Origin of the sequence: Cerasibacillus sp., assembly GCF_036516575.1 — a bacterium.
In the GTDB taxonomy this organism is placed as follows: Bacteria; Bacillota; Bacilli; order Bacillales; family Amphibacillaceae; genus Cerasibacillus.
In genome coordinates, this window is record NZ_DATBTY010000073.1 from 88024 (window position 1) to 105839 (window position 17816).

19 protein-coding genes are annotated in these 17816 nt (G+C 36.9%); 15 read left to right on the plus strand and 4 right to left on the minus strand.

The window, feature by feature from the left end; genetic code table 11:
• The first annotated feature begins 18 nt into the window (after positions 1-18).
• Together VIG73_RS12390 and VIG73_RS12395 are read left to right on the plus strand one after the other, a co-directional pair.
• Entirely contained in the window at positions 19-1089 is a 1071-nt protein-coding gene (locus VIG73_RS12390; RefSeq protein ID WP_331642449.1) for a hypothetical protein, read from the plus strand.
• 275 nt (positions 1090-1364) lie between these two features.
• A complete protein-coding gene (locus tag VIG73_RS12395) occupies positions 1365-1802 on the plus strand; it encodes an IDEAL domain-containing protein (protein ID WP_331642451.1) in 438 nt (145 codons plus the stop codon).
• A 295-nt stretch (positions 1803-2097) separates the two neighbouring features.
• Here VIG73_RS12395 and VIG73_RS12400 read toward each other — a convergent pair whose 3' ends face one another.
• The 3 genes from VIG73_RS12400 to VIG73_RS12410 are packed head-to-tail and all read right to left on the minus strand — an operon-like array spanning position 2098 to position 5768.
• Positions 2098-4134, minus strand: coding sequence for a penicillin-binding transpeptidase domain-containing protein (locus VIG73_RS12400; protein WP_331642453.1), 2037 nt, complete (start codon positions 4132-4134; stop codon positions 2098-2100).
• A gap of 32 nt (positions 4135-4166) precedes the next feature.
• On the minus strand, positions 4167-5108 hold the full coding sequence (locus VIG73_RS12405) for an LCP family protein (protein WP_331642455.1): 942 nt from the start codon (positions 5106-5108) through the stop codon (positions 4167-4169).
• Positions 5109-5120: 12 nt separating this feature from the next.
• Complete coding sequence (locus tag VIG73_RS12410; RefSeq protein WP_331642457.1) at positions 5121-5768, minus strand: class D sortase; 648 nt, start codon at positions 5766-5768, stop codon at positions 5121-5123.
• A gap of 144 nt (positions 5769-5912) precedes the next feature.
• Between VIG73_RS12410 and VIG73_RS12415 the strand changes: the two genes are divergently transcribed.
• The 4 genes from VIG73_RS12415 to nagB all read left to right on the plus strand — a co-directional run bounded on the left by VIG73_RS12415 (position 5913) and on the right by nagB (position 8732).
• Positions 5913-6410: a VanZ family protein gene (locus VIG73_RS12415; RefSeq protein WP_331642459.1), complete on the plus strand. Its 498-nt coding sequence runs from the start codon at positions 5913-5915 to the stop codon at positions 6408-6410.
• Between the two features lie 128 nt (positions 6411-6538).
• A complete protein-coding gene (locus VIG73_RS12420) occupies positions 6539-6715 on the plus strand; it encodes a hypothetical protein (protein ID WP_331642461.1) in 177 nt (58 codons plus the stop codon).
• Positions 6716-6813: 98 nt separating this feature from the next.
• A complete protein-coding gene (gene nagA, locus VIG73_RS12425) occupies positions 6814-7998 on the plus strand; it encodes an N-acetylglucosamine-6-phosphate deacetylase (protein WP_331642463.1) in 1185 nt (394 codons plus the stop codon).
• Positions 7998-8732 carry a glucosamine-6-phosphate deaminase gene (gene nagB, locus VIG73_RS12430; RefSeq protein WP_331642465.1) on the plus strand — a complete coding sequence of 245 codons (735 nt, stop codon included), beginning with the start codon at positions 7998-8000 and terminating at the stop codon, positions 8730-8732. Before nagA ends, nagB begins: the two co-directional genes overlap by 1 nt.
• 45 nt (positions 8733-8777) lie before the next feature.
• Here the strand turns inward: nagB and VIG73_RS12435 are convergent, their stop codons facing one another.
• Complete coding sequence (locus tag VIG73_RS12435; RefSeq protein WP_331642467.1) at positions 8778-9425, minus strand: YigZ family protein; 648 nt, start codon at positions 9423-9425, stop codon at positions 8778-8780.
• A 246-nt stretch (positions 9426-9671) separates the two neighbouring features.
• Here VIG73_RS12435 and VIG73_RS12440 point away from each other — a divergent pair, with 246 nt between their 5' ends.
• The 9 genes from VIG73_RS12440 (at position 9672) to flgK (ending at position 17812) form a co-directional block, all read left to right on the plus strand.
• Complete coding sequence (locus tag VIG73_RS12440) at positions 9672-10811, plus strand: sensor histidine kinase (RefSeq protein WP_414648412.1); 1140 nt, start codon at positions 9672-9674, stop codon at positions 10809-10811.
• A gap of 58 nt (positions 10812-10869) precedes the next feature.
• Positions 10870-11562: a response regulator transcription factor gene (locus tag VIG73_RS12445; RefSeq protein ID WP_331642471.1), complete on the plus strand. Its 693-nt coding sequence runs from the start codon at positions 10870-10872 to the stop codon at positions 11560-11562.
• A 109-nt stretch (positions 11563-11671) separates the two neighbouring features.
• The gene (locus tag VIG73_RS12450; RefSeq protein WP_331642473.1) at positions 11672-12514 is read left to right on the plus strand and encodes a DegV family protein; all 843 of its coding nucleotides are present in this window, start codon (positions 11672-11674) and stop codon (positions 12512-12514) included.
• An 87-nt stretch (positions 12515-12601) separates the two neighbouring features.
• On the plus strand, positions 12602-13987 hold the full coding sequence (locus VIG73_RS12455; protein WP_331642475.1) for a DEAD/DEAH box helicase: 1386 nt from the start codon (positions 12602-12604) through the stop codon (positions 13985-13987).
• Complete coding sequence (locus tag VIG73_RS12460) at positions 13984-14667, plus strand: ComF family protein (protein ID WP_331642478.1); 684 nt, start codon at positions 13984-13986, stop codon at positions 14665-14667. Before VIG73_RS12455 ends, VIG73_RS12460 begins: the two co-directional genes overlap by 4 nt.
• Positions 14668-14705: 38 nt before the next feature.
• The gene (locus VIG73_RS12465; protein WP_331642480.1) at positions 14706-15134 is read left to right on the plus strand and encodes a TIGR03826 family flagellar region protein; all 429 of its coding nucleotides are present in this window, start codon (positions 14706-14708) and stop codon (positions 15132-15134) included.
• 391 nt (positions 15135-15525) lie between these two features.
• Positions 15526-15789: a flagellar biosynthesis anti-sigma factor FlgM gene (gene flgM, locus VIG73_RS12470; protein ID WP_331642482.1), complete on the plus strand. Its 264-nt coding sequence runs from the start codon at positions 15526-15528 to the stop codon at positions 15787-15789.
• 29 nt (positions 15790-15818) lie between these two features.
• Complete coding sequence (locus VIG73_RS12475; protein ID WP_331642484.1) at positions 15819-16307, plus strand: flagellar protein FlgN; 489 nt, start codon at positions 15819-15821, stop codon at positions 16305-16307.
• Positions 16308-16321: 14 nt separating this feature from the next.
• Positions 16322-17812, plus strand: a complete 1491-nt coding sequence (flgK, locus tag VIG73_RS12480) for a flagellar hook-associated protein FlgK (protein WP_331642486.1) — start codon at positions 16322-16324, stop codon at positions 17810-17812.
• The last annotated feature ends 4 nt before the right edge of the window (positions 17813-17816 follow it).

Here is a 17816-nt window from a genome sequence, read left to right on the forward strand (position 1 = left end):
AGAAAAGGATGTGTTATATTGAAGAAACAGTTATACTATGTCACCGGCAATACTGGAGCAGGATTTGTTAATCTATTATCATCCAATGTAACAGGATTAGAGCATATCTTTGTTTTAAAGCATCCTTCACATCGTTTAAAAACCGCTGTATTAAATCAAGTAAGTAAAAAAATAAACATTAAAACTCCACTCGAAATATTATGTAGTTCTTCCGGCACTGACTATGAAGATGGTCTTATTATTCGTGAAAAATCTATTGCCATTATAACTGAAGATGTATCATCACCTCTCCATCAGCGAGAATATATTGAAAGGGACTTATCACGTTATGGGATGTTTTCATATTTGACTGAAGCTGAAGATAATCGTTTGAAAAGAGACTATCAGAAAAATATGGAAAAGGCATATGAACAATTTAATAAGGGATTGTCTGTTCATGATCAATTAGAAGCGATTTTCATTAGTCAGATGGATTTTTCTAAAGCAGATCAAGTCGCTTCTGAGTTTATAGAAAATATTTTACACGATGTACCTAAACGGAAAAGAAATGCACATGTTTATCACCGGCTGTTTGGAACCAATACAAAAAATGGTGCTGTTAATGTTGTACCTGAATTATTAAATCGAGTCAGTCGCGGTTATTTTATTAAAGGTAGAGCAGGAACAGGGAAGTCGACATTAATGAAAAAAATTTTAGTGGCATGTGAAGAATATGGGTATGATGTTGAGCTATATCACTGTAGCTTTGATCCAGATAGTATTGATATGGTATTGGTACCAGAACTTGATTTCTGTATTTTTGATAGTACAGATCCACATGAATATTTTCCGAGACGAGAAGGTCAAGAGATTATCGATATGTATCAAGAAACCGTAAAAAAGGGTACTGATGAACAATATATGAAGCAGATAAAAGAAGTGACTGAGATTTATCAAACACATATGAAACAAGGTATGCAGTATATAAAAGAAGCAGGCGAATTGTTGGAGGATCGTGAAGAACGTTTTAAATTTAATAAGTCAGATGTCGATAGAATAGCGGATGAGTTACTGTATGAACTAAAACATTTATCTCCGCAGCGTTACTAAGACTCTCACATGAAGGGGAAGGCAGGCTAAATGCGCGACGTCCTGTCGCAACGCCTCCGGGTTTCTCGTCTCACCGAAATGCCTTTGCACTTGTACGTCCTATAAGTCGTAAGTGCGGTTAAGGTTCAGTTGGAGTAAAAAAATCATCTGAACCAAGTCTATTTTATAGGAGTCGCCGAATATGGTGACTTTTTTACAACCTTTAAATGGAGTGTGGTTGATCAGATAACATTCAAAACGTGGGACCCTAATAATAGATAGGGGAGGAAAAGAAGATGATTACCGTTAAAATGCTTAGGCCGTATTATTTAAAGGTAGATAAAAAAATAGTCCGCGTTGTGTTGGCTTATCAATATTTCTCACTTTTAATTGACAATCAGGTCTATCAATTTGTGCCGTTGGAAGCTAATGAAATATTAGTGAATCGGCGTACGAAGGCGATTGAAAATATCCGAGCTAAGTTTGCCTTTCAAAAAGGAAAAGATGTTCTTTATAAAACAATGTATGAATTAATCACTTTTCCTGACTTTATCTTTCATTTACACCTGATTGTAAAGCCTTATTTCAACTCATCTCAAGTCGGTCTTGAGCAAATGAATGAAGTGGACCGAATCATTTACGAATTAGAACGTAAAAATCTAAAACGCCGAATTGATCATGCACTAGATATGAGAGATGAGGCATTATTTGAAGAGTTAGTAAAATATCTTTAAACAAGATAATATAAGAGATTGGGACAAAACACCAGTGTATGTAATTAAGTCAATCAATTTCACAATGAAAAACATTCTCGTGCTTCAAACGATAGATCTTGCTATGACTTGCTCTACAGGAGGCTGCTTTCCGTGGGCACAGCTTCAGACACTTTCAGACAACTAAATATGATATTGACTTAAATATATAATTTTATAATAAAGGACACCATCCGATAAAATTAAAGTACCCAAACAATATTATCGGAGGTGTCCTTATGTTTAACATTTAGGAAACACTATAATTTCGGTTTGTTTAATCTTTCTTTTGTTTCTTCACATATTCGATGATTTCGGCTACATTTTTTGTAACGATTCCGCCTTCTTTACTTTGGGTTTTCTCCATCATCATAGCAATAAGAAAATCCTGACTATCAGTAGGATAAGCGACAAACCAACTATTTTCATCGCCTTTTTGATCGGCTGATACTTTTAGTTCGGCAGTTCCTGTTTTTCCTGATATATCTACATTTGAATCTTTTATGATTCGTGCAGTACCTTTTGTAACAACATGTCGTAGTCCATCTTGAATAGCATCAATATGTTCTTTTGGCAAAACATCTTCTTTCCAAATCTGACTTGTTTTTTCAGATAAAAGTAATGTCGGTTGGATGATATTGCCATCATTGATGAAAGCAGTATAAGCTGTTGCGAGATGAAGTGAGCTGAACTCAATTTCACCTTGTCCATAACTCGTATTGGCAAGTAATACTTCATGGTCAATATTGCCACTTGCGGATATTGACGAATCTTGAATTGGATATGTGTATGGGAACTCTTCACCAACGCCAAATTCTTTAAGACCTTTAACATAGGCTTTCGCTCCCATTCTTACCGCTTGCATTGCAAAATAAATGTTGTCTGAACGAACGAGTGCATCATCTAAATCAACAGGGGCACTTGTTGTTGACACACGCCTCACTTTGTAGTCGCCCCAACCTTTTCCGTTACTCCAAGTTTGACCTGTAATCGTGAGCCCTTCCTCAGGTTTAAGTGTTCCATTTTTTATTCCAATCGCAGCTGTGATAGGCTTAATCACTGAACCGGGTGCATATGTTGCAGCAAAGCGATTTAATAGGGGTGTGTTAGGATCACTTTGTAAGGCATCCCATTTTTCCTGACTAATGCCATATACCATATCATTTGGGTCATATGCTGGACTACTTACAAGGGCTAATGTTTCACCTGTTTTTGGATGAATGGCGGCTGTTGTACCCGCTGCACCATTATATGAATTATAAACCCGTTCTTGTAGATTTATATCAATTGTAACTGAAACATTTTCGCCATCTTTAACAGGCTTTTCAGCAATTATTTTTTCTTCTTTATCATTTTTTGCGAATATTTTAGCACCACGTTCACCTTTTAATTGATCCTCGAACAGTTTTTCGAGGCCAGTTTTACCAATCATATCACCTGGACGATAACGACTCTTGTCTAACTTTTCAAGTTCTTCTTCTGTTGCTTGACTAATATAACCGATTAAATGTGCTGCTGCTTTACCTGCTGGATAAATTCTTCCAGTTACATCACGTTTTGTTACTCCTTCAATCATTAAAGCTTGATTTATAAGTGCGTCATTGTCTGTAGAGACTTTCTTAATCGGTACAAAATATTCTGGCTGTACCCAGCTTTGGGTTAAGAGTTGATCAATGGCTTTAACCGACATGTTTAACAGATTTGCCAGCCGCTGTTTATTTTCATCCTTATTTTGCCCTAGGTTTTCAGGAATAATGCCAATTTCCACGAGGGCACCATTCATGGCTAGTGGCATTTTATTTCGATCTAAAATTTCACCACGAGCTGGTTCAATAATTTCCATACCTATTTTGGAGCCATCCTTAATTTCCGGAAAAATAAATCCAGGGTCCCACTTTATAAACCATTCTTTTTTTTCTTTTTCCTTATCCACAACCTCTTGAATGAATGGAGCGTTATACTCAAATGTAATCGGACCAGCTACACTGTTAAGTTCGACTTTAAAAGGAATGTTTATTTTGCCGTCCTTTTGTGCCTGCTTTAGTTCCTTCTTCTCTAACTTTTTGAAGGTGATTTTTGGTTTAGTAATCTGTAAATCTTGATAAATTTTTTGATAGCGGTCAACGAATTGATCAGTTGGATATGTAGATTTTGTCTCTGAATCAAGCATTGAATACATCTGATCAAATTGCTGTTTCTCCCATGCTGAGACATATTCATTAAAGCGATCATTCAGAGACGATATATTATTATCGGAACAAGCGCTAAACAATGTCATAGCCAGCAGTGCTATTATTAGTAAGACACGCTTCATCAATGTTTCCCCCCTCTTTCTAAAAAGCAGGCTTATTTCGCTTCCATATGGTCTTTAATTGTCTTTGTTAATTGTTGAAATTCTCCATCAGGTACAACATAATACCAGACACCATTCATCATTTGCCCGCTTCCTTTAACTTCAAGTGTTTCGATGTTGTTTTGTGTATGGCGATAACTTGTAAAAAGTTTCTGCATTTGGTCTTGGTCCATATTTGTTTCTACGTTATTTCCTAAAATGTCAAAGACCTCGCCGAATTTTGTAATATTCGATACGTTAGCGCCTTTTTTCATAGCTGCTGCAATCACTTGACGTTGGCGGTCATTTCGTCCCATATCACCACGTGGATCTTTCTTACGCATTCTGATATAATTTAAAGCGTCATCCCCGTTAAGGTGGATTTCTCCTTTAGGGAAATGCTTACCGCCTTGTGAGAATTCGAACTCATTATTGACATTAACACCACCAATAGCATCTACACCTTGTTGAAAACCTTCCATATTTACTCGAGCATAGAAATGTAACGGTACATTGAATGCCTCTTCGACCGTGTTGATTGATAACTCAGTACCGCCGAATGCATAGGCGTGATTAATCTTGTCCATGCCACGCCCAGGAATATTGACGTACGTATCACGAGGGATGCTCATCATAATCATCCTATCTGTTTTGGGATTTAGTGACATGAGAATCATTGTATCTGAGCGCCCGCGGTCCCCTGCACGAGCATCAACCCCGAGTAAAAGGATATTAATTGACTTTGTGTTTTTTAATATCTTATTTAACTCTTTTTGGCGCTCTGGATCTTTATCTCTTACCAGTGGGTTATGCATTGTTTCTATGGTACTGCTTACTTTATCCCATACATAATAAATACATCCTCCACTAATGAATAGAAGGATGAGGCCGAAAATTAAAATCCATTTTTTCCAACTTCTTTTCTTTTGTTTTTTTAGTTTAACTCTCGAGTGCATTCGAATTCTCCTCTATTGCTTCGGCTCACTATCTTTTGAATTGTTATTTTTTGTTTTATCCTTCGTTTTCTTATTGTCTACTGGACGAGCATTGATGATATATCTGTCTGGAGCATTACCGATAAAAGAAAATGGATAACATGTTGTTACTGTAAGAACTTCATTCGGTTTTGTGGGGACAATAATTGAACGATCATCTGCATCGACGATTTTTGTTTCAAAAATTTCATAAGAAAATTCTCCATAAGGTAATTGCACGGTTAAGATATCCCCTAGTTCCAATTCGCCCATTCGACGAAATACAGTGTCACGATGTCCCGATAATACAATCTGGTCTTTTTGAAGGGGATAGCTCGTACCAGCATAATGACCGACTCCTTGAGCTAACTCATCTTCATCTGTCCCTTCAACAATTGGTAGCTCTGATTCTAATTTAGGGATTTGTAAAATACCTACTGTTTCACCGGTTGAAGGGTTGAAATCAAGTGGGAAAGTAGGACTTAGCGATTGCGAGCCTTTTTTCGGAGTATTGTTATTGATTAATGATTTAGCTTCCTCTAAATTTCGTTGTTCATTCATTTTCGTTTGATATAGTTGATAGCCACCAAATCCAAGAAAAATAATCCCACCAATAATTAGCAAAATGGACAGTTTTCTCAAGCGAATTCCTCCCTCGAAGGCTTTGGGTATAGTATATAAAAAAAAGTCAAAAAAATAAAGAGTCAAAAGTCACAATCATGTTAAAGTAGACATGGTGTAACATAATGTTTATAGTTGTGACATTGCTAAGAAAAGGTGATAAATATGAAAATAGCTTACTGGTTGCTACCCATCAGCTGGATGGGAGTTATCTTTTATGCGTCATCACAACCTTATGAAAAACAAGATATTAAACCGATGATGGCTGAATGGCTCGATGTTTCGTTTTTAGAGCCTTATTTATCTTGGATTCATTTTACATATCATAACAAGGAAATCAGTGTCGACTCTTTAGGAATAGAACAATTTATCGAATTTATTATCCGTAAAGGTACTCATGTAACAGTGTTTTTTATTTTAATGCTTCTATTTTATTATGCCATGGTGATGACAACGCGTTGGTTATTTTCAGCGCGATTATGGGTGTCTTTTTTATTATCGGTTGCATATGCTGGTATAGATGAATATCACCAAAGCTTTACGCCAAACCGCACCGCCTATATTGGTGATGTGATTATTGATAGCATTGGGGCAATTCTTGCAGGTGCATTGATTTGGTTCATATATTACGTCAAAAGTCAAAAAAAGATGACAAAGACATGACATAAATAGGATATTTTTGTAAGAACGTACATTTTTTTAGCATTTTATGATATAATTCTAATAATCTTTGCTTGGAAAGTTTGTTTCGGCTCGGTATGTCGAGCGTATCATATGGAGAAGGTGAAAGTATGATTGAACGCGAGAATTTGAAGCAGATGTTAAAGAAATTAATTACTGATACAGAAAATGATAAAATTAAAAGTGCAGAGCAGATGATTGAAACAATGATTTGTGAGCTATCTGATAACCAGCGTATAGGCCGACAACAAAAGCAAGTCACAAATGCTATAGATTCATACAAATAAACAAAAAGACTATTGATTATTAACTCAATCATAATCATTAGTCTTTTTCGTCTTATTTTACTCAATATTAATACTGATACAATGAAAGGATTTTAAAATTGGAACATTATCAAGCACTCATAATTAAAAATGTTCATATTTATACAGAAAACGACGTCATTAAAGGTGGAACATTACTCATTGAAGATGGTAAAATTTCTCGAATATTAACAGCCGAACAACTACTACCTAAGTATCCGTCATCTTTTAAAGTGATTGATGGTCAAGGTCAATATGCTATTCCTGGATTTATTGATGGACATATACATGGTGCTAATGGTCGAGATGTGATGGATGCAACAGAAGAAGCGATTGATACGATTGCAAAGACGTTACCAACAGAAGGAACAACGAGCTTTCTTGCAACAACGATTACTCAATCCGCCGAAAATATTTCACATGCTCTAAGAAATGTAGCAAACTATCCGAATAAACAAGGGTATGCTGAGGTGCTTGGAGTCCATTTGGAAGGACCATTTATTGAAAAAAGTAAGAAAGGTGCTCAACCATTGGAACATATTATGGCGCCAAATATTGAGCAGTTTGATAAATGGCAACAACAGTCGGGTGGAAAGATTAAAACGATTACAATGGCCCCAGAACATGATCAAGATGGATCGTTTATTTCCCATGTAGTAAACCAAGGGGTTAATGTGTCAGCGGGGCATACAGCAGCAACTTTTCTTGACATGAAACGAGCTGTTAAACATGGCGTTCGTCAGGTGACACATATTTGTAATGCGATGAGCGGGATTCATCACCGTGATGTTGGTGTTGTCGGTGCGGCATTACTTCTTAAAGAATTACGTGCTGAATTAATTGCTGATCGTATTCATGTATCAGATGAAATGATGCAACTTATTTACGATCAGATGGGCAGTGAGCGGCTGATGCTGATTACCGATGCGATGCGCGCTAAATGTTTACCACCAGGTGATTATGAGTTGGGAGGGCAACCTGTTAAGGTAACGAATGATCGGGCTGTTCTCCATGATGATACACTTGCTGGGAGCATTTTAAAGATGTACAATGCCGCCCAAAATATGTTAAAATTAGACCGAGTTACAATACGACATATTATTAACATGGCATCAGTTAATCCTGCTAAACAATTGTCGGTTTTTGATCGGAAAGGCAGCTTAACTATTGGAAAAGATGCTGATATTCTACTCGTTGATGACATGTTGGACATTTCATATACGATTTGTCGAGGTGTTGTTGCGTACGAAAGGAATGGTAAATGATGCAAGTTATTAGAGTCAAAGATTATGACGCTATGAGTGACAAGGCATGTGACATCATAGTTAATGAAATGCAATCAAATGTAGAAACAGTCTTGGGATTAGCAACAGGTTCAACCCCAGAAGGATTATATGATCGTTTAATTGAAAAATATAACAATCACAATATTTCATTTAAACAAACGAAAACATTTAATCTCGATGAATATGTCGGATTGGATAAAGATGATAAAAATAGTTACTATTATTATATGAACCATAAGCTATTTAAACATATCGATATTCCTGAAAATCAAGCGTTACTTCCAGACAGCAAGGCAGAAAATATTGCAGCGGAATGCGAACGTTATGAACAGAAAATTAAGGAAGCAGGTTATATCGATATTCAAATTTTAGGAATTGGCTTGAATGGTCACATTGGGTTTAATGAGCCAAACACACCATTTGCAAGTCGCACACATGTTGTTAAACTAGATGAATCAACACGACAAGCAAATGCGCGTTTCTTCAATTCGATTGACGAAGTGCCGACAGAAGCCATTACAATGGGTATTACAACAATTATGGAGAGTAAGAAAATTATATTACTTGTTTCAGGTGAGAAGAAAGCTGATATTCTTGCTAAAGTCATTCACGGTGAAGTCACAGAGAAAGTTCCAGCATCTGTATTGCAGCAACATCCACATGTAACAATTATTGCTGACGAAGCTGCATTATCCAAAGTAAAAGACATATAAGATAAAAGTGCAAGGATTTCATCCCTTGCACTTTTTTAATTCAAATTATTCCTTCGTTGATTCTACATCAATTTCAATAAATTTTTTGTCTGTTTGTTTTACATCTGCTTGTGCGCTAGATTGTTCCGTGATCCATTCCAAAAATAACTCTTCATTACCTTCCTTCACATAAACAATTAATTCAACTTTATCTAGGTAGCGAATATCTTCCAAGATATGATTGGACTTTCTCAATGCATTTTCTAGTTTGCCTAGGAGTGGATATTCTACCGTGATTGAAAAGCCCTGCATCCGTTGCCTTTTTACAATGCCCGTTGTTCTTATAGCTTGTGATGCTGTACTACTGTATGCACGAATAAGACCACCCGCACCGAGTTTAATACCCCCGAAATATCGTGTAACAACGATAGCCGTGTTCTTTAGGTTTTGTTTTTTAATGACTTCTAAAATAGGTACACCGGCTGTTCCACTCGGTTCACCATCGTCATTTGCTTTTTGGATTTGATCATTTTTTCCAATGACATAGGCCGAGCAATTATGTGTCGCATCATGATGCTTTTTCTTGATCATTTGGATGAATTGTTGAGCGGCCTCCTCTGTTTCAACACGTTTAACATATCCAATGAACCGGGACTTTTGGATGATTATTTCATCAAAACCTTCTTTTTTTACAGTAAAATAGCATGGTAACATGATTATTACTCCTTTAATGGTATAATATGTAATAGAATTAAATTTGTAAGAATCTTTATGAAAATATAGGAAAGTTTCATAAAAGCGCATGAAATCAATAGCATTAAGAATAAAACTTGAGCTAAATACAGAACAATTTATATAAATGTGACAAAAAGTCACGCTAGTCCTTTAGAAATAGAACTTTAGCCCCTATAAAAAAGATGAGTTTCTGCGTATGATTATATCATAGGTTGGTGTTAGAAGATGGTTATGAGTACAAGAGAAGAAAGTTTAGACAAAATTATTGATAAAATGGTTGATGTTGTTGAAAAAAGTAAAGACGAAATATTCCACATTAGTGAAGATGCGCGTACGGAATATGAGAAACTTGTCATAGAATTAAATGCAACTAAGGAAAAAGTATTACATTACATTGAAGCCGAAGGAATACTGAGTAAAGAAGTACAAGCTTCCAAAAAAAGATTATCGACTGTAAGTAAGTATTTTGACCAATATAGTGAAGAGGAAATTCGACAAGTATATGAAAAAACTCACCAATTACAAACGAAGCTTATTATGTTGCATCAAGAAGAGAAAGCGCTTCGACAAAAGCGAGATGACCTTGAAAGAAGAATTATTTCTTTGGAACAGACAATCAATCGAGCAGATGGTTTAGTTGGTAAAGTGTCTGTCGTCTTAAATTATTTAAACAATGATTTTCAACAAGTTAATGAAATTATTAAAGAAGCCAAGGAAAAACATAAATTCGGGTTGAAAATCATTCAAGCACAGGAAGAAGAACGCCGGAAGATATCGCGGGAAATACATGATGGCCCAGCACAAATGCTAGCAAATATATTGCTTCGTTCAGAAGTCGTTGAAAAAACAATGCGTGAACGAACGTTAGATGATGCAATTAAAGAAATAAAAATTGTCCGTTCACTTATTAGACAATCGTTGCATGATGTCAGACGAATTATATATGACTTAAGACCAATGGCACTCGATGACCTTGGATTAATTCCGACCTTGAATAAGTATTTATCAACCGTCGCGGAATTTCATAATATAACCATTGACCTCACAGAACTAGGCATAAATAGACGTCTTGAGTCTAAATATGAAGTTGCTTTATTCCGGCTCATTCAAGAAGCTGTTCAAAACTCAATAAAACATGCAGAGGCTTCATGGATTCATGTGAAATTAGAGATTACAGATAATTACTTAACAGCGGTTATTACAGATAATGGAAAAGGCTTTGATCCAACGAATAAAAACGAAGATACATTTGGGCTTGTCGGCATGAAAGAACGGGTCGATATGTTTTCAGGCCAACTCGTTATAAACTCAAAGAACGGTCAGGGCACAAAAGTCATCGTTCGGATACCTTGCTCAGATCATTAATAAGATAGAACAAAGATATAAAACGACAGTTCCAATAGAAGTAAAGGGGAGTAGAGAAATGGATACAAATAAAATCGTTAAAATTGTACTAATAGACGACCACAAGCTATTTCGGGAAGGGGTCAAACGGATCTTAGAATTCGAACCACAGTTTAGAGTTGTTGCGGAAGGCAGTGATGGTTCTAATGCAGGGGAACTTGTTAAAGAACATCAACCAGATGTTGTGTTGATGGATATTAATATGCCGAATGTCAATGGGGTTCAAGCAACATCGCAATTAGTTGAAGAATTTCCAGATGTAAAAATTATTATTCTATCCATCCACGATGATGAAAACTATGTGACACATGTTTTAAAAACAGGTGCTCAAGGCTATTTATTAAAAGAAATTGACTCTGATTCCTTAATTGAAGCTATAAAAGTCGTTTCAGCTGGTGGATCATACTTGCATCCAAAGGTAACCCATAATCTAGTTAAAGAGTATCGACGTTTAGCACAAGAAATGCCATCTAATACAGATGATCCAACAACTGATTTTCAAGATCCATTACTATTATTAACGAAACGTGAGTGCCAAGTTCTACAACTGGTTGCCATGGGGAAAAACAATAAGGCGGTAGCAGATGCGTTATATATTAGCGAAAAAACGGTCAAAAATCATGTGAGTAGTATTTTACAAAAAATGAATGTCAAAGACCGTACACATGCAGTCGTTATAGCTATTCGTCGAGGTTGGGTTGATGTCGGCTAAAAAAGACAGCAAGGTATTGTAAGTTGATGATATAAATGCAATTTCTCGGGATTTCATGTAAAATAGACACAAATAAGAAGCAAAGGAAGATGGGAAAGGAAGGAACGTCATGAAAGTAGCTGTAATGACAGATAGTACGGCTTATATTCCGGAGACAATTCGCAAACAGCATGATATACATATGGTGCCTCTTAGTGTCGTATTTGATGAACAAGCCTATCGAGAAGAACTTGATTTAACGACAGAAGAATTTTATGCCAAGATGAGACAGGCCAAAGAATTACCGAAAACATCACAACCTTCTATTGGCGATGTTTCCGAGACTTTTTATAAGTTAGCAAAAGAATACGATGCCGTTATCTCCGTTCATTTATCGAGTGGCATCAGTGGAACATATTCCGCAGCAGCAAGTGCGGGAGAAATGATTGAGGGATTGAAGGTCTATCCATTTGACTCGGAGCTTAGTTGTATGGGACAAGGATTTTATGTTTTAGAAGCGGCTCGCTTAGCAAAGCAAAATAAAACACCTGAAGAAATTATTGAACGGCTCGATGAAATGAAAAAGACAATGCGAGCATATTTCATGGTTGATGATTTAACGAATTTACATCGTGGTGGTCGATTAACAGGTGCCCAGGCATTGCTTGGAAGCCTATTACAAGTCAAACCAATCTTGCATTTTGTTGATAAAGTAATTGTTCCATTTGAGAAAATCCGAACGCGTAAAAAGGCGATCAACCGGATTATAGCAATGTTAGAAGAAGACGCAGCTTCTGGTCATCCATTAGAAGTTGTCTTTATTCATGGGAATAATGAACAAGCAGCTCGTGACCTTGAAGCACGTTTTAAACAGAAGTATCCAGATATAGAGACATCAATTAGTTATTTTGGACCAGTTATTGGTACGCATCTTGGTGAAGGTGCTCTCGGTGTGTGTTGGTATAAGAAATAAGCAATTATTATATATGTTATATTCTTTTAAACAAAGCTGCTAGGACTCCCTAGCAGCTATTTTCAAACGGAGGTGAAAGATGTTTGTATGAATGAAAAACTTTCTCTAAACCCTAAGGTGATTAAACAAATTGCCGGTAAACGTCTTTTAAGAAAAGAATTACCACTCGATGAACAAACGTATCGCTCCCTCATCCAGATGAACATTCTCCAACCTATTCAATCGATTGTTAAAAAAGCCTTTCATTATGAATGTCAACGTTGTCACAACACGAAACGCTCTCTGTTCGGTATGTATCCGTGTGCGCTTTGTAATAGAATGCATCGTTATTGCCGTAAATGTATTGCGATGGGTCGAGTTAGTGATTGTGAGCGATTATATGAATGGCATGGTCCAGAACCAATCTGGTCTATCCACGAACAACCATGTACATGGGATGGTGAACTAACATTAGAACAAAAAAAAGCGGCCGAACGTATTGTAACAGCGATTCAATTCAAAGAAAAAGAAATATTATCTTATGCTGTTTGCGGTTCCGGAAAGACAGAAATGTTGTTTCCTGGTATGTCTTATGCTTTACAGCAAGGGATGCGTCTTTGTATAGCAACACCGAGAACTGATGTTGTCCGTGAATTGACACCACGTTTAAGACAAGCTTTTCAATCTGTTTCGATTCAAGCGTTATATGGTGGAAGCCAGGATAAATCAGGAACAGCACAGCTTATTATTTCGACAACACATCAGTTATTTCGTTATAGTGATGCGTTCGATGTTGTTATGGTAGATGAAGTGGATGCTTTTCCATATCACAAAGATATGTCCTTACCAATCGCAACAAAGCGAGCATTAAAACCTTCAGGTACAATGGTCTATTTGACAGCAACTCCCAGAGATGAACAGAAAAAGAAAATAGAGCGACAGCAATTGCCACATATCTTTGTAGCAAGAAGATATCACAACCATCCATTGCCAGTACCAAAATTGAAATTTGCTTTTTCATTGCAAAAAAACCTCGTTAACAATCAATTTCCGAAATCATTTTTGCGATGGTACTCTACGCGCAAACATGATACACGTCAAGTCCTTGTCTTCGTACCAACCATTCAATTAGCTAAATCATTAGAGCAGACATTTAACACAATATATCCCGAAATAAAAAGTTCAGCCGTTCATTCTGAAGATTCCAACCGAGAAGAAAAAGTCTATTTATATCGACAAAAGAAAATTGATATTTTGTTTACAACGACCATTCTGGAACGTGGTGTAACTTTTCCTGCTATTGATGTTGCTATCCTTCATGCAGGCCATCATGTGTTTGATGAAGCTGCACTCGTCCAAATTGCTGGACGAGCAGGTAGAAGCCCAGATGATCCAGATGGTGAAGTCGTTTTCTTTCATGATGGAAAAACCGAAGCGATGGTACAAGCAATTTACGCCATCGAAGCGATGAATAAACGGGGAGGGTTTACATGAGTCACTGTCTATGGTGTGATCAAGCGATTACATATCAAGCTACATGGCGTCATTTACTAACACTTATGGAAAGAGCAACACTTTGCGAGCCTTGTCAAACGAAGCTTACGTTACTAACTGGTAAACAATGCCAAAAGTGTAGTCGCGAATCAGAAACGGATATTTGTTTGGATTGTCATTATTGGATCAAGGAACTAGATACAGATCCCTTAACAGCGAATATCTCTGTTTTTTCCTATAATGAACAGATGCGTGAGATGATAGCGAAATGGAAATATCGTGGTGACTATGAACTTGTTCATGCATTTCGTCATGTATTCGTTAAAATGTTTAACAAGCACTTCTCAACACAATTAAAGGATTTCGCCGTTATACCGATTCCGCTAAGTGAAATGAGATTATACGAGAGAGGTTTTAACCAAGCAGATGCTTTAGCTAGATTATTGCCCCGTTACCAACCATCCATATTACAACGCCTTCATAGCGAAAAACAGGCGAAAAAATCCCGATATGAACGAATCCAATCAAAAAATCCATTTAATTTGGTCGAGACTATTAACAAACCAGTTATTCTTGTCGATGATATATATACAACAGGTACGACTCTACGTCATGCCGCTACGTTATTAAGACGTCAAGGTTGTCCGAAAGTATACGGATACACGTTAGTCAGAGGCTAATACCTGTGCTACAATAATGATATTAAGGGGAATGCCAAATGCCAGAATTAGCAAATTGTTCTCGTTGTGGAGCAGTTTACGTCAAGGATATTCGTGATATTTGCCACGCGTGTTTTAAGGAAGAAGAAAAATCATTTCGAATCGTTTATGATTTTTTAAAACAACGAAAAAATCGTGAAGCAACATTAATCGAAATTGTTGAGGCTACTGGCGTTGAGGAAGAACTAATCATAAAATTTATTAAAGAGAAACGACTACGGCAGTCACAGTTTCCTAAGCTAACCTATCCTTGTGAACGTTGTGGAAAACAGATTATCTCCGGAAATTTATGTGAAGCATGTGGTAAAGAGTTAAAGCGTGATTTGAAAGTACATGAACATGAAGAAACAATGCACGCTAAACTGAGGGACCGCTTGAAAGAAAAAGAACGGACGTATTTTACACTTGATAAACATAAAGAGAAATAAGCGTTATAAGACTTGCAGTGATATGCACTGTGGAAAATAAACGTGTATTAAGTTATTAAGGTAACAAATGCTTAAATTAAGAAAATTGTCTTGGAACATCACGGACGTCCAAGACAAGTGACATATTATTAAGGACTTTACTAACTCATAAATTTGTATTTGATCGTGCAACCGTTACTTTTCACTGTAGGCGGACGCTTTCCGCGGGCACGGTTTGAGCCTCCTTGCACGCAAAAATCGCTCGTTGCGGGGCCTTAAGACTCGTGCTGTTCTCGCAGGAGACGTCGCCTTCCGTTTCAAGTAACTTGGTTTGGATAATTTTTATAAATTAGTTAGATTGAATAGGCGCAAAAATTAACGCCAAAACATACTATGCGAGTGGGGTGTAAGAATGAAAATCCATGGTACGAATCAAACGAACTTTAACCCGTATAAAGATATATTAAAAAAACAATCGCAACAAAAAAAGCTGAACAACCAAGAAGATCAACTTGAAATTTCATCAGAAGCAAAAAAACTCCAGAACAAAAATAAAACGAATTATCATCGTGAAGTAAGAATTGAACAGATTAAACAGTCGATTGACTCGGGGAAATATGAGATTGATTACAGAAAAACGGCAAAGAAAATGATAGACTTTTGGACAGGTAAATAACCAGCCTTTGCAGAAAGGGATGAGCTGAAGTGGCCAATCATGTCATTATCGCTTCTTTAAGAGCTTTAGTAGAACTATATAAACAACTCTTGCAGACATCAGAGAAGAAAACAGAGGCTATTAAGGATTACCAACTTGAACCATTACAGAAATTATTAGTAACCGAGCGAAAACTCATACAACAAACTGAAAAGGCTGAGAAAAAGCGTCACCAAGCGGTTGAATCTTGGTTCGACGCAAATGATTTTCTTACAACAGATCGGACAATTACAATGATGTTATCAAAACTAAAAGACGAACCTTTTAAGCAACAACTTGAGCAATTATCGACACGGTTACTAGAATTAATCACCGAATTTAAAAAACAAGAACATCTTAATCAAGAATTATTAGTCCAATCACTTCAATTTGTTCACCTATCTTTAAATATGATGAATCCGTCGATGAGTCATATCAATTATGGAAAAAGTAAAGATTCGTCGTTACCAAAACGTTCGGTATTTGATTCAAAAGCATAAGGAGTGTGTTATAAATGAGTACGTTTCATGGATTAGAAATGGCGAAACGCGCGTTGTTTACCCAGCAATCCGCCATCCATACGACAGGGCATAATATTTCTAATGCTAATACAAAAGGGTATTCAAGACAGCGCGTTAATTTTGAAACAACAACACCATATCCCGTGCCAGGTAGAAATCAACCACAAATTCCTGGACAAATAGGAACAGGGGTACAAGCTGGTTCAGTAGAAAGAATTCGCACTCAATATTTAGACGAGCAATATCGTTCAGAAAATAGTAAATCGAGCTACTGGCATACAACATCAGATGCGTTAGAACGGATGGAGTCATTAATGAATGAACCATCAAAAAACGGCTTGGCTCACACGATGAATCAGTTTTGGGATGCGTTACAAGTACTAGCTAATAATCCCGAAAACGAAGGAGCGCGCTCTGTTGTTGCACGACGTGGGGAGGCAGTTGCTGATACATTTAATTATATCTCTAATACATTACGGTCGATTCGCAGTGATATAGACTACCAGATTGATGTCACTGTTCAAAATGCGAACTCTTTAATTGACCGGATTCATAAAATAAATGAACAAATTCAAGAAATTGAACCCCATGGTTATTTAGCGAATGACTTGTATGATGAACGTGATCGATTAATTGATGAACTGTCTAGTATCGTTAACATAGAAGTAAGTTATCGTAAAAGTGCGTCGAGCAGTAAGGATATCGCTGATGGAATCGTTACAATCGAATTAGTTGATGATCATGGGTCCCCATTTGAACCGACTGTAAAGCTAGTTGATGGAACAGCGGGAGCTATGACGGTTGAGCATTTAACATATTCAAAAGGAGAACCATCAACTGTTTCTGTTGGTGACATTCAGCTTCCATATTCAGAAAATAACGGATCATTAAATGCACTCGTTCATGCGTATGGATTTGAAGAAAATGGTGAGTTAAAGGGCCTTTACCCAGGAATGTTAGCTGAAATGGATAAATTGGCGAATGTATTTATTACAGAATTTAATGCTATCCATCGCAATGGCTTTGACATAACAGGTAATCCAGGACAAGCCTTTTTTACAGGGACGAATGCGGGAGATATAGCAGTTAGAGATGCGATATTAACAAATCCAGATTTAATCGCTGCTGCATCGGAAGCCAACTTGGTAGGGGACGGCAGCAATGCCTCTAATTTATCCGACCTCCTTGATCAACCGATTAACTCAGCTCTTGGCCAAAGTACATCTATTAATGGGTTTTACAGAGCGTTAATCGGACAAATGGGCGTGAAGGCGGAAAAGGCGAATGCCATGTCAGCCAACACAGATATTTCAAAGACACAAATAGAAAATCAACGTCTTTCAGTCAGTTCAGTCTCTCTTGATGAGGAAATTGCTAATTTAATTAAATTCCAACATGCATATAATGCTGCGGCTAGAAATATGACCGTGGTTGATGAATTAATCGATCGCATTATTAACGGCATGGGAATTGTGGGAAGGTAGTGAT